At 68.7% G+C, this 11,834-nt stretch carries 12 protein-coding genes and 1 riboswitch; of the genes, 3 read left to right on the forward strand and 9 right to left on the reverse strand.

Going from position 1 to position 11,834, the window contains the following annotated elements:
- Positions 1–20: 20 nt before the first annotated feature.
- The 9 genes from lnt to DIE11_RS36150 all read right to left on the reverse strand — a co-directional run bounded on the left by lnt (position 21) and on the right by DIE11_RS36150 (position 8,598).
- The gene (gene lnt / locus DIE11_RS02580; RefSeq protein ID WP_124621327.1) at positions 21–1,718 is read right to left on the reverse strand and encodes an apolipoprotein N-acyltransferase; all 1,698 of its coding nucleotides are present in this window, start codon (positions 1,716–1,718) and stop codon (positions 21–23) included.
- Positions 1,719–1,770: 52 nt separating this feature from the next.
- Positions 1,771–2,658: an HlyC/CorC family transporter gene (locus DIE11_RS02585; RefSeq protein ID WP_124621329.1), complete on the reverse strand. Its 888-nt coding sequence runs from the start codon at positions 2,656–2,658 to the stop codon at positions 1,771–1,773.
- A 292-nt stretch (positions 2,659–2,950) separates the two neighbouring features.
- Positions 2,951–3,100: a hypothetical protein gene (locus DIE11_RS36145; RefSeq protein ID WP_185633701.1), complete on the reverse strand. Its 150-nt coding sequence runs from the start codon at positions 3,098–3,100 to the stop codon at positions 2,951–2,953.
- 53 nt (positions 3,101–3,153) lie between these two features.
- Positions 3,154–3,786 carry a gamma-glutamylcyclotransferase gene (locus tag DIE11_RS02590; protein ID WP_059607618.1) on the reverse strand — a complete coding sequence of 211 codons (633 nt, stop codon included), beginning with the start codon at positions 3,784–3,786 and terminating at the stop codon, positions 3,154–3,156.
- 13 nt (positions 3,787–3,799) lie between these two features.
- On the reverse strand, positions 3,800–4,585 hold the full coding sequence (ybeY, locus tag DIE11_RS02595) for an rRNA maturation RNase YbeY (RefSeq protein ID WP_059607616.1): 786 nt from the start codon (positions 4,583–4,585) through the stop codon (positions 3,800–3,802).
- Positions 4,586–4,734: 149 nt separating this feature from the next.
- On the reverse strand, positions 4,735–5,781 hold the full coding sequence (locus tag DIE11_RS02600; protein WP_059607614.1) for a PhoH family protein: 1,047 nt from the start codon (positions 5,779–5,781) through the stop codon (positions 4,735–4,737).
- Positions 5,782–5,819: 38 nt separating this feature from the next.
- The gene (gene miaB / locus DIE11_RS02605; RefSeq protein WP_059528119.1) at positions 5,820–7,193 is read right to left on the reverse strand and encodes a tRNA (N6-isopentenyl adenosine(37)-C2)-methylthiotransferase MiaB; all 1,374 of its coding nucleotides are present in this window, start codon (positions 7,191–7,193) and stop codon (positions 5,820–5,822) included.
- A gap of 257 nt (positions 7,194–7,450) precedes the next feature.
- Positions 7,451–8,383, reverse strand: a complete 933-nt coding sequence (locus DIE11_RS02610) for a LysR family transcriptional regulator (RefSeq protein ID WP_059607610.1) — start codon at positions 8,381–8,383, stop codon at positions 7,451–7,453.
- Between the two features lie 29 nt (positions 8,384–8,412).
- Positions 8,413–8,598: a hypothetical protein gene (locus DIE11_RS36150; RefSeq protein ID WP_170296421.1), complete on the reverse strand. Its 186-nt coding sequence runs from the start codon at positions 8,596–8,598 to the stop codon at positions 8,413–8,415.
- On the opposite strand from DIE11_RS36150, the gene DIE11_RS02615 reads away from it, so the two are divergent.
- The 3 genes from DIE11_RS02615 to ribB all read left to right on the forward strand — a co-directional run bounded on the left by DIE11_RS02615 (position 8,531) and on the right by ribB (position 11,764).
- The gene (locus DIE11_RS02615) at positions 8,531–9,706 is read left to right on the forward strand and encodes an MFS transporter (protein ID WP_124621331.1); all 1,176 of its coding nucleotides are present in this window, start codon (positions 8,531–8,533) and stop codon (positions 9,704–9,706) included. The two genes, DIE11_RS36150 and DIE11_RS02615, sit on opposite strands and share 68 nt — an antisense overlap.
- A gap of 212 nt (positions 9,707–9,918) precedes the next feature.
- Positions 9,919–10,602: a helix-turn-helix domain-containing protein gene (locus DIE11_RS02620; RefSeq protein WP_124621333.1), complete on the forward strand. Its 684-nt coding sequence runs from the start codon at positions 9,919–9,921 to the stop codon at positions 10,600–10,602.
- Between the two features lie 184 nt (positions 10,603–10,786).
- Positions 10,787–10,935, forward strand: a riboswitch (FMN riboswitch).
- Between the two features lie 118 nt (positions 10,936–11,053).
- Positions 11,054–11,764, forward strand: a complete 711-nt coding sequence (gene ribB / locus DIE11_RS02625; protein WP_124621335.1) for a 3,4-dihydroxy-2-butanone-4-phosphate synthase — start codon at positions 11,054–11,056, stop codon at positions 11,762–11,764.
- Positions 11,765–11,834: the final 70 nt, after the last annotated feature.

Consider the following 11,834-nt stretch of genomic DNA (forward strand, 5'->3'; position numbering starts at 1 on the left):
TGCGACGGCCGCCCGATGCGTCAGGCGTTCCGGTCGTCGCCGGCCTTCGCGCCGTTGCGGCGGCGCAGGCCCGGCCCGAACGTGAAGCCGAACGCGAGCAGCACCAGCGACACAGCGAGCACGATGTTGTTGCCGCTCGTCACGTAAGGCGTGAAGCTGCTCGTGCCTTCGATGCGCACGTCGAGCGAGCCGATCGTGAACGGCTTGAGCTGGCCGAGCACGCGGCCGTGCGCGTCGATCGCGGCCGTCATCCCCGTGTTGGTCGAGCGCAGCATCGGCCGGCCCGTTTCGAGCGCGCGCATCCGCGCGATCTGCAGATGCTGGTCGAGCGCGATCGTGTCGCCGAACCACGCGAGGTTCGTCACGTTGACGAGCACACCGGGCGGCTGCGGGTTGTCGCGGATCGTCGCGGCGATTTCCTCGCCGAACAAGTCCTCGTAGCAGATGTCGGCCATCACCGGCTGGTTGTGCACGAGGAACGGCTTCTGCACCGGCGCGCCGCGCGCGAAGTCGCCGAGCGGCATCTTCATCAGGTCGACGAACCACCGGAAGCCCCACGGGATGAATTCGCCGAAGGGCACGAGATGGTGCTTGTCGTAGTGATAGATGTCGCGCGAATGCGGCGTCACGCCGTACAGGCTGTTCGTGTAGTCGACGTAATGACCGTCCGGCGTCACCGACGCGCCGACCGCGCCGAACAGCACGGCCGAGCCCGTCGTGTCGCTGAACTTGCGGATCGCGACGGCGAACGGCTCGGGCAGCTCCTGGATCATCACCGCGATCGCGGTCTCCGGCGTGACGATCAGGTCGGCGGGCTTCTCGACGATCATCTGCGTGTACATCTTGATCGCCGCGTCGATGCCTTCCTGCTCGAACTTGATGTCCTGCTTCACGTTGCCCTGCAGCAGCCGCACCGTGAGCGGCGCGTTCGCGGGCACGGTCCACGTGGCCTGCGACAGCCCGAGGCCGGCCGCGACGAGCGCGACGGCGATGCCGGCCGGCGCGACGACGCGCACGCGCGCGTTGCCGGCGCCGCCGGATTCCGATTCGAATTCGGGCGACCGGCGGCCGGCGACGAGCGCCTGCACGACCAGCGCGGCGAACAGCGCGAGCACCCAGGCGACCCCGTACACGCCGACGACCGGCGCGAAGCCCGCGAACGGGCCGTCGACCTGCGGATAGCCGCTCGCGAGCCACGGAAAGCCTGTGAACACGGTGCCGCGCAGCCATTCGCCGAGCGCCCATGCGCTCGCGAAGGCGAACGCGCCGTGCCAGCTCGGCGAGAACGGCCGCGGATCGGGTGCGCGGCGATGCCACGCATGGCCCGCGCAGAACGACCAGAGCCCCGCCGAGAACGCCGGGTACAGCGACAGGTAGAGCGAGAACAGCACCAGCGCGCCGCCCGCGAGCGGCGCGGCCATCTCGCCGTACACGTGCATGCTGATGTACAGCCACCAGATGCCGCTGATGAAGTTGCCGAAGCCGAACGCGCCGCCGGTGAGCGCGGCGCCGCGCCAGCTCGACGTGCGCGTCAGCTGCGCGAAAAACCAGACGAATACGGCGAGCTGCAGCCAGCCGCCGTGCGGGGTCGGTGCGAAGCTGAGCGTATTGGCCGCACCGGCGAGCAGTGCGGCCGGATAGTGCCAGCGCGGCAGCGTGCGGCCGGGGGCCGGCGCGAAAAGGCCGCCAGCCGGGCGAGACGGGATCGGATCGTCCATGTGAAGCGAAAGAGGGCGAGCGGTTGAAGGAGACGCGGCCGGCGCGAGACGGTCAGTCCTCGTGCGAGGTTTCGGCGCGGCGGCTCGCGAGCGGGTTGCGGCGCACCAGCAGCACGTGGACCTGGCGCGCATCGCCGCGCTGAATCTCGAACACGAGGTTGCCGAGTTGCAGCTTCTCGCCGCGGTGCGGCACGCGGCCGAAGTGATGGGTGATCAGCCCGCCGATCGTGTCGACCTCGTCGTCGGGGAAGTCGGTGCCGAACGTCTCGTTGAACTGGTGGATCTCGGTGAGCGCGCGCACGCGGTAGCGGCCGTCCGGCCCAGAGATGATGTTGCCGGCTTCCTCGTCGAAGTCGTATTCGTCCTCGATGTCGCCGACGATCTGTTCGAGCACGTCCTCGATCGTGATGAGGCCAGCGACGCCGCCGTATTCGTCGACGACGATCGCGAGGTGGTTGCGGTTCACGCGGAAGTCGTGCAGCAGCACGTTCAGGCGCTTCGATTCGGGAATGAACACGGCGGGGCGCAGCATCCCGCGCACGTCGAATTCATCTTCGGCATAGAAGCGCAGCAGGTCCTTCGCGAGCAGCACGCCGATCACGTTGTCGCGGTTCTCCTCGAACACGGGGTAGCGCGAGTGCGCCTTCTCGAGGACGAACGGGATGAAGTCTTCGGGCTTGTCGGCGATGTTGATCGCGTCCATCTGCGCGCGCGGCACCATGATGTCGCGGGCGCACAGGTCGGACACCTGGAACACGCCTTCGATCATCGACAGCGAATCGGCGTCGATCAGGTTGCGTTCGTGGGCGTCCTGGAGAATTTCCAGCAACTCGGTCCGGGATTCCGGCTCGGGCGAGATGAAGTCGGTCAGGCGCTCGAGCAGCGAGCGCTTTTCTTGCGGTTTGTCGGTGAGCTTACGACTGGGATACGAATCGTTCATGGTGGTGCGCCCGGGTCATGCCGGAGCGCGCGGTCACGGAGTAGGCAAGGATACACCAAGGACATGGCGCGGCCGTGTCGCCCCGGCCGTCCGGCCAGGGGCATGCGGCGCGCGCGAGCCCCGCTCGGGAACAGCCGCGCCGGGCGCGGCGCCGTCCTTCGTCTCCATCCTATCTCAGAAAGGGGCGGCGGGGCAGCGGCGGCAAAAAAGCGGGGGCGACCGGCCGGTCAGTCGGTGTCAGCGGCATTTCGTCGCGAGCGCGACAAGCCGAGCCGAGCCGACGTTCGGGCCCTCAGAAGCGCATGCCGGCAGAGCAGCCGCCGGCAGCAGCGCCGTTGGTCGCGGCGCCGCCGCAGCCGAGGACGCCGCAGCCGGACAGCGCGACGCTCGCAGCGACGAGCAGCGCGGCCAGCGTCATGCGCGATTCGCGTGCCGGTTTCATGGGCGTCGTGCCGCCTTCGCGTGCACGGGCGGTGCGGCCGGCCCTGTCGAGCGTCACCGGCATCGCGCGAGCAGCCCTTCCAGCGCGCGATCGGGGATGCCGCTCGCACGCAGCGCGTCCACGGTGCGGCTCACGTAGTCGAGCGTCGTGCCGTAGCGGCCGGCCGCGCAGCTGAACACTTCCTTGACGACGGGGTCGGTAAGCTTGCCGGTGTAAGTGGGCACGTCGCGGCGCATCACGAATGCGAGTGCGCGCACACGTTCGCCGGTTTCGAGCGAGCACGGCAGCCACGCGGGCCGGTATGACCCCATCGGCATTTCGCGTTTCCACAACGTCTCGAGATGCGGCTGCGCGGTCGGGCCCGCGAGCCGGAATGCAATGCCCGAGCACGAGCCGCCGCGATCGAGCGCGAGCACGAGGCCCGGACGTTCGGGCGTGCCGCGGTTCACGCGCGACCACAGGTAGAGCCCACGATGATAGCCATGCACCTTGCCGCGCACGGCGGAGACGGTCGGCAGCCCGGGGTTCCAGATCAGCGAGCCATAGCCGAACAGCCAGAGATCCTGCCGGCCATCCCAGTCGCGCATCGTGTGCGCGAGCGACGCGGCGAGCTCATCGTCCGTCAGCAGCCGTCCCTCGCCGATCGACGGCGGGTAGGCGGGCGGCAGCAGCGCGGCGTGGTGCATGGTGCGGACGGCTTTACTGGTACGGGTTCGGAAAGCCCAGTTTCGCGAGGATGTCGACTTCGAGCGCTTCCATTTCGGCGGCGTCCTCGTCGCTCGTCTCGTGATCGTAGCCCTGCGCGTGCAGCGCGCCGTGCACCAGCAGGTGCGCGTAGTGGGCAGCGAGCGGCTTGCCCTGGTCGTGCGCTTCCTTCTCGACGACCGGGCAGCACAGCACGAGGTCGCCGATCACGGTGCCGTCGGGCGCCGGGTCGTACGCGAAGGTCAGCACGTTGGTCGGGTAGTCCTTGTGGCGGTAGCCGGCGTTCAGCGTGCGACCTTCTTCCTCGCCGACGAAGCGCACGGTGAGCTGCGCGCTCGCGAACAGCGCCGGCTCGATCCATTCGGCGATCAGCTTGCGCTTGGGAAGCGTCTTGCGGATGTCGCCGGTGATTTCGTCACCGTACTGCACGGACAGGTCGAGCTCCAGCTCGCGCACCTCGTTCGCCATTTCCGCGATTTCCTCGTCGCGCGGCGCGGGTTCGGCACCCACGTGCAGCGTCACGCTGTCGTAGTGCTCGGGCTGCAGCGCGAGCTTCGCGCGCATCGCCGGATCGTGGTGCTGCGCAACGATCGCAACGGCCGCCTCGCCCGAACTGCCCGACAGGTCGAACATCAGGCTGCGGCCGTCGGGGAAGTCGATTCGAAGCCCTTGCGCGCTGACGGTCCGGGCCTTGCCCTTCGCATCGAACAGCGAGAGACGGGGGAAATCGGGCGCGGCGGACTGGTCGCGCCCGGACTTGCGGGAACGGGAAGATTTCATGACGGGTGCGGCGATTGGAACGCGTTGAGGATACACCAAACGGCCGATCGCTCCCGAATTCGAAACGGCCGCGCGCGGGTGAAAAAAAGCCCGGCGCGCCGTCGGGCGGGCCGGGCCGGCAGGCCGGGGCAGCGCGCGGGCGCCGCCGGTCAGCCGTCCTGATGCTGCGCGTGGAACTCGTCGTACGCCTCGACGATGCGCGCGACGAGCGGATGGCGCACGACGTCCGCGCTCGTGAAGCGCGTGAGCGCGATGCCGCGCACGCCGCCGAGCACCTGCTGCGCCTCGACGAGGCCGCTCTTGTGCCCGCGCGGCAGGTCGACCTGGCTCGTGTCGCCGGTGACGACGGCCTTCGAGCCGAAGCCGATCCGCGTGAGGAACATCTTCATCTGCTCGGGCGTCGTGTTCTGCGCCTCGTCGAGGATGATGAACGCGTGGTTCAGCGTGCGGCCGCGCATATAGGCGAGCGGCGCGATCTCGATCATCTGGCGCTCGAACATCTTCGCGGTCTTGTCGAAGCCGAGCAGGTCGTACAGTGCGTCGTACAGCGGCCGCAGGTACGGGTCGACCTTCTGCGCGAGATCGCCCGGCAGGAAGCCAAGCCGCTCGCCGGCCTCGACGGCCGGGCGCGTCAGCACGATCCGCTTGACCTGGTCGCGCTCCAGTGCGTCGACCGCGCATGCGACCGCGAGGTAGGTCTTGCCGGTGCCGGCCGGCCCGATGCCGAACGTCACGTCGTGCGACAGGATCTGCTTCAGGTATTCGCGCTGCGCGGGCGTGCGACCGCGCAGGTCGGCGCGCCGCGTATAGAGCTTCGGCGCGGGCTCTTCGTCCGGCGTGTCCGCGTCGAGCTGCACGACGGGCTCGTCGAACGGATGGTCGGGGTCGCCGCGAAAGCGCACGTCGATCGTGTCCTGGCGGCCGTTGCCGGACGTGTGGCGCACTTCGACCAGCGCGAGCTGGATATCGTCGACCGACAGCGGATCGCGCGCGCGGTTGTAGAAGTTCTCGAGCGCCGCGAGCGCGAGCTTCGCGCCGCGCCCGCGGATCGTGATCCGGTGGCCGCGCCGCGCGAGCGTGACGTCGAGCGCCTGTTCGATCTGCCGCAGGTTCTCGTCGAGCGGGCCGCAGAGGTTGGCGAGGCGCGCGTTGTCGTCGCGCGGCGCGGTGAATTCCAGTGCTTGGACGGTCTTCAAAGTAGCGTCGGGCTCCTGTTGAACGTCAGTCGGTCAGGTCAGTGGGTGGCCGCGCTCGCGTCGTCGCTCACGAGCAGGAGCTCGCCGCGCAGCGAGTGCGGGTACGCATGATTGATCTTCACGTCGATCATCTGGCCGATCAGGCGCGGGTGCGACGCGAGCGGCGCCGGGAAGTTTACGACCCGGTTGTTCTCGGTGCGGCCCGACAGTTCGTTCGGGTCCTTGCGCGACGGGCCCTCGACGAGGATCCGCTCGACCTTCCCGACCATCGACTGGCTGATGCGCGCGACGTTTTCCTCGATGGTCGCCTGCAGATGTTGCAGGCGTTTGAGCTTGACCTCGCGCGGCGTGTCGTCGTGCAGGTTCGCGGCCGGCGTGCCGGGGCGCGGGCTGTAGATGAACGAGAAGCTGGTGTCGTAGCTCATCTCGTGCACGAGCGCCATCATCTTGTCGAAATCTTCCTCGGTCTCGCCGGGGAAGCCGACGATCATGTCGGTCGACAGCGACAGGTCCGGGCGGATCGCGCGCAGCTTGCGGATCACCGACTTGTATTCGAGCACGGTGTAGCCGCGCTTCATCGCCATCAGGATGCGGTCGGAGCCGTGCTGGACCGGCAGGTGCAGGTGGCTCACGAGCTTCGGCACCTTCGCATAGGTGTCGATCAGGCGTTGCGTGAATTCCTTCGGATGCGACGTCGTGTAGCGGATTCGCTCGATGCCGGGGATGTCGGCGACGTATTCGATCAGCGTCGCGAAATCGGCGATCTCGGTCGAACCGGCCGTCAGCGCGCCGCGATACGCGTTCACGTTCTGGCCGAGCAGCGTGACTTCGCGCACGCCCTGGTCGGCGAGGCCGGCCACTTCGGTCAGCACGTCGTCGAGCGGACGCGACACTTCGTCGCCGCGCGTGTACGGCACGACGCAGTAGCTGCAGTACTTCGAGCAGCCTTCCATGATCGACACGAACGCACTCGGCCCCTCGACGCGCGCGGGCGGCAGGTGGTCGAACTTCTCGATCTCGGGGAACGTGATGTCGACCTGCGCGCGGCCGCTTTCGCGGCGCGCATCGATCATCTGCGGCAGGCGGTGCAACGTCTGCGGGCCGAACACGAGGTCGACGTACGGCGCGCGCGACACGATCGACGCGCCTTCCTGGCTGGCGACGCAGCCGCCGACGCCGATCAGCAGGCCCGGCTTCGCTTCCTTCAGCTCGCGCACGCGGCCGAGGTCGGAGAACACCTTTTCCTGCGCCTTCTCACGCACCGAGCACGTGTTGAACAGGATGATGTCCGCGTCTTCCGGGGTATCGGTCTTTTCGAGGCCTTCGGCCGCATTGAGCACGTCCACCATCTTGTCCGAGTCGTACTCGTTCATCTGGCAGCCGAAGGTCTTTACGTAAACTTTCTTGGTCATGGGGATTCGCCGTTCGCAGTGGTTGACCTGGGGGCGTCGTCAAGGGTGAATCGGGACGGCTGCTGCCGGTGCAGCGTGGCGGACCGGGGCGCGCGGTGCGCGTCGAGCGAGCATGTCGCGAATACTCGCGCATGCATGAAAAGCCGTCGGGAAAGCTTTCCATTATAGCTTTACGCGCCGCTCCGGGCGGGCGGCAGGTTGCGGCCGCGCGACGCCTTTCATTGAACTCCGACCCCGATATGGCGGCGCGGCAACCTTCAGCGGCACGCGTTCAGCAGGTCGTCGAGCGCCGCTTCCTCGCGCGCGAAGCGTTCGGCGAGGAAGTCGAGCAGCACGCGCACGCGCGGCGCCATGTAGCGCTTGCCGTGATAGAGCGCGTGCAGCGGCGCGTCCTGGTGTCGCCAGTCGGGCAGTAGCACGCGCAGCCGGCCGGCGCGCACGTCGTCGGCGATGTCCCAGAGCGACTTCAGCGCGATGCCGTGGCCGCGCAGCGTCCATTCGCGGGTGAGGCCGCCGTCGTTGGTCTCGAAAGCCGTCGACACCGGCACCGTGTGGGTCTGTACCTCGTCGCCGCGCGTGAAGCGCCACGTGTTCATCGGGCCCGACGCGATCGTGATCACGTTGCAGGGAAAGCGGGCCAGATCGTGCGGATCGGCCGGCACGCCGTGGCGCTCGACGAACGACGGCGCCGCGCACAGCACGCGCCGGTTCGCGGCGAGCCGGCGTGCGATCAGCGCGCCGTCGGGCGGGGCGGCGAAGCGGATCGCGAGGTCGATCTCGTCCTGCCACAGGTTCGACGACGAATCGGACGCCGTCAGCGAGAACGTGACGCCCGGATGCAGCGTGGTGAATTCGTCGAGCCAGTCGAGCAGCTGATTGCGGCCGAAATCGGACGTCGACGACAGCCGCACCTTGCCGGCCACCACGTTGCGGCCTTCCTGCAATAGCGCGTGCGCGTCGTCGAGCGCCTGCAGCGCCTGCCGGCAGCAATTCAGGTAGAGCCGGCCTTCGTCGGTGAGGCGCAGCTGCCGCGTCGAGCGCTCGAACAGCCGCGTCGCGACCTTCGCCTCGAGCTTCGCGAGGCGCGCGCTCGCGGCGGCCGGCGTGAGGTTCAGCTTGCGCCCTGCCGCGGACAGGCTGCCCAGTTCCGCCGCCTCGACAAACAGCCGGATGTCGCCCAGTCGATCCATCGGATTTTCCACAATCTTTTGAAAATGGTTCAAATGCCGCGCCAATTATCAAAGATAGGCGTATTCGGGACAATGCGCGCACATCCCGCTTTTTGTGCGGTGCGGTACGGACCGGCTGCCGCGTCCGCCGCCTTTTCGGAGAACGTCATGCCCATACCGTTACTGGCGCTCGCGATCAGCGCCTTCGCCATCGGCACCACCGAATTCATCATCATGGGACTTTTGCCCGAAGTCGCGCACGACCTCGCCGTGTCGCTGCCGTCGGCCGGCCTGCTGGTCACGGGCTACGCGCTCGGCGTCGCGGTCGGCGCGCCGCTGCTCGCGGTGCTGACGAGCCGCATGCCGCGCAAGGCCGCGCTGCAGCTGCTGATGGCGATCTTCATCGTCGGCAACGTGTTGTGCGCGACCGCGTCCGGCTACGCGATGCTGATGGTCGCGCGCGTCGTCACGTCGTTCGCGCACGGCTCGTTCTTCGGGATCGGCGCGGTGGTGGCCGCGTCGCTCGTGCCGGCCGACAAGCGCGCGAGCGCGATCGCGCTGATGTTCACGGGCCTCACGCTGTCGAACGTGCTCGGCGTGCCGTTCGGCACGTTCGTCGGCCAGCTGCTCGGCTGGCGCGCGTCGTTCTGGATCGTCGCCGCGCTCGGCGTGCTGTCGCTCGGCGGCGTCGCCCTGCTGGTGCCGAACCGCCACGACAGCGGGCCCGTCGGCCTCGGCCACGAAGTGCGGGTGCTGAAGGAGCCGCAGGTCTGGCTGGCGCTCCTGATGACCGTGCTCGGTTTCGGCGGCGTGTTCGTCGTGTTCACGTACATCGCGCCGATCCTCGAAACCGTCACCGGTTATTCGCCGCGTGCGGTCGCGTTGATCCTCGTGCTGTTCGGCGCGGGGCTGACGGTCGGCAACATGCTCGGCGGCAGGCTCGCCGACCGCGCGCTGATGCCGTCGCTGATCGCGATCCTGGTCGCGCTGATGGCCGTGATGGCCGTATTCGCGAAGACGAGCCACCTGCCGGTCGCGGCCGCGGTGACCGTATTCGTCTGGGGGATCGCCGCGTTCGCGACGGTGCCGCCGCTGCAGGCCCGCGTGGTCGAAAAGGCCGCGAGCGCGCCGCATCTCGCGTCGACGCTGAACATCGGCGCGTTCAACGTCGGCAACGCGGGCGGCGCGTGGCTCGGCGGTCTCGCGCTGGGGCACGGCTTCGCGCTCGATGCGTTGCCGTGGGTCGCTGTCGCGGTGACGTTCGCGGCGCTCGTCGTCACGTGGCTCGCGATGCGGCTCGATGCCCGCGCACCGGCGCGCTGCGCGGCACCGGCCGCGCATTGAGCGGTGCACCGGGCGGCGGCGTGCCGGCGCTATGGCGACAGGAAAAGGTTCGCGAGAAACGCTTTCCTCCGCGATGCTGATAACGGTGTGAAGATAACTTCGTTTGCCGGGTCGGGGCCGGGTGATAGCGTCTCGATACGCGCCGTTCGTGGCGCAACCCGATTCCGGCTAACCCCATTCGCAGGGCCGCGCGGCGGCCCGGAGGCCATGTTATGTCTTCACCCCTGGCGCTGGTGCGCGGCGTGTCTTCCTTCGAGTCCGGCAATGCCGCCGACGCGCGGACGTCCGCGTCGCTCGACGTCCTCGAGCAGGTCGTCGGCGTGAATCTCGCGCGCTTGCGCGCCGAGCGGCAGCTGTCGCTCGATGCGCTCGCGCGGCTGTCCGGCGTGTCGCGCGCGATGCTCGCGCAGATCGAATCCGCGCGCAGCGTGCCGTCGATCAAGGTGCTCTGCAAGATCGCCGCGGCGCTGAAGGTATCGGTCGCCGCGTTCCTGCGCCGTCATGCGGTGAACGGCTTCGAGCATCTGGCGGCCGAGCGCGCGGCGCGCGTCGTCAGCTCGAACGGCCGCTTCTCGGCGCGCGCGCTGTATCCGGAAGGCGAGCCTGCCGCGGCCGAATTCCACGAGCTGCGGATCGCGCCGCTGCACACGGAACCCGGCACGCGCCGCGCGCCCGGCACGACGGTCAACCTGGTCGTCAGCGAAGGCACGCTCGAAGTCGGCGTGCACGATCGGCGCCAGCTGCTCGCGACCGGCGACGCGATCGTGTTCGACGCCGACCAGCCGTACAGCCTGCGCAATCCGGGCGACAGCGAGGCGCGCGCGTTCCGCGTGACGGTGAGCCCCGAGGTGCCGCCGCGCTGGCTCGTGCCCGACGCCGCGCACGCGGCCGGCTGAACGCGCGGCTCGCAGGGCCGGCGCCGGTTCCGTTCGGGACGGCGTGCAGGCCCGGTGTCGGCCGTTCGGACGATGCCGTTAGACGGAGTCGTCAGTAAGGTTTTAAGTGTGGTTCGCTGCGCCGCGTGCGCAGCTGATGTATGCTTGGCCCGCCGGTTCCGGGGTAGGCCCCGGCCGGTAATCAGTGCGTCTTCAGGGCGGGGCGAAATTCCCCACCGGCGGTAGGCTGGCGTTAGCCGGCGAGCCCGCGAGCGCTCGCGCATCCGCGCGGGGTCAGCAGATCTGGTCGAATGCCAGAGCCGACGGTCACAGTCCGGATGAGAGAAGATGTGCAGATAGTCATGTCCGTCAGGGCCGCTTTGCCATGCGTGCGAAGCGGGTTGTCGTTCTGTCTGTTTGCAATGCCCTGAAACGTTTTTCGCCCAAATCGTAATTGCGAGGAGCGTTTCACATGTCCTTCATGTCCGTTTCGTCGGCACCCGCCGACGCCTTTGCCGATCTCCCGTTGCTCGATTCCGAACCGGTGCCGCCGCGCATCGCCGCCGCGCTCGACGCGTTGCGCGCGGGCCGCGCGGTCGTGTTGCAGGACGATCACGACCGTGAAAACGAGGCCGACCTGATCGTCGCAGCCGAGCGCATCACGCCCGAGACGATGGCGCTCCTGATCCGCGAGTGCAGCGGCATCGTGTGCCTGTGCCTGACCGACGACAAGGTCCGCGCGCTCGAGCTGCCGCCGATGGTGCAGACCAACGAGAGCCGCAACGGCACCGCGTTCACCGTGTCGATCGAGGCGCGCGAAGGCGTGCATACCGGCGTGTCCGCGGCCGATCGCGTGACGACGATCCGCGCGGCGATCGCCGACGATGCGAAGCCGTACGACATCGTGCGTCCCGGCCACGTGTTTCCGCTGCGTGCGCAACCGGGCGGCGTTCTGGCGCGCCGCGGTCACACCGAAGGGACGGTCGACCTGTCGATCCTCGCTGGCCTGAAGCCGGCGGGCGTGCTGTGCGAGCTGATGAATCCGGACGGCACGATGACGCGCGGCGACGACGTCGAGCGTTTCGCGCAGCAGCACGGGTTGCCGATGCTGACGATCGCGGAACTCGTCGAATTCCGCGAGGCGCTGGCGGCCGCGCGCGAGCGCTGCTGCGAGCCGGCCTGAGCGAGGAGGGAGCGGGCGCGTTCGCGCGCTCCTCTCCGATACGGCGTGCGTGAACCGGCGCACGCCGGGC

The sequence above is a fragment of the Burkholderia sp. Bp9012 genome (assembly GCF_003853825.1).
GTDB classification, from domain to species: Bacteria; Pseudomonadota; Gammaproteobacteria; order Burkholderiales; family Burkholderiaceae; genus Burkholderia; species Burkholderia diffusa.

Excerpts from the sequence above, each read along its gene's own strand:
- lnt (WP_124621327.1), bottom strand. The coding sequence starts at position 1,718 with ATGGACGATCCGATCCCGTCTCGCCCGGCTGGCGGCCTTTTCGCGCCG.
- DIE11_RS02585 (WP_124621329.1), bottom strand. The coding sequence starts at position 2,658 with ATGAACGATTCGTATCCCAGTCGTAAGCTCACCGACAAACCGCAAGAA.
- DIE11_RS36145 (WP_185633701.1), bottom strand. The coding sequence starts at position 3,100 with ATGAAACCGGCACGCGAATCGCGCATGACGCTGGCCGCGCTGCTCGTC.
- DIE11_RS02590 (WP_059607618.1), bottom strand. The coding sequence starts at position 3,786 with ATGCACCACGCCGCGCTGCTGCCGCCCGCCTACCCGCCGTCGATCGGC.
- ybeY (WP_059607616.1), bottom strand. The coding sequence starts at position 4,585 with ATGAAATCTTCCCGTTCCCGCAAGTCCGGGCGCGACCAGTCCGCCGCG.
- miaB (WP_059528119.1), bottom strand. The coding sequence starts at position 7,193 with ATGACCAAGAAAGTTTACGTAAAGACCTTCGGCTGCCAGATGAACGAG.
- DIE11_RS02610 (WP_059607610.1), bottom strand. The coding sequence starts at position 8,383 with ATGGATCGACTGGGCGACATCCGGCTGTTTGTCGAGGCGGCGGAACTG.
- DIE11_RS02615 (WP_124621331.1), top strand. The coding sequence starts at position 8,531 with ATGCCCATACCGTTACTGGCGCTCGCGATCAGCGCCTTCGCCATCGGC.
- DIE11_RS36150 (WP_170296421.1), bottom strand. The coding sequence starts at position 8,598 with ATGATGATGAATTCGGTGGTGCCGATGGCGAAGGCGCTGATCGCGAGC.
- DIE11_RS02620 (WP_124621333.1), top strand. The coding sequence starts at position 9,919 with ATGTCTTCACCCCTGGCGCTGGTGCGCGGCGTGTCTTCCTTCGAGTCC.
- ribB (WP_124621335.1), top strand. The coding sequence starts at position 11,054 with ATGTCCTTCATGTCCGTTTCGTCGGCACCCGCCGACGCCTTTGCCGAT.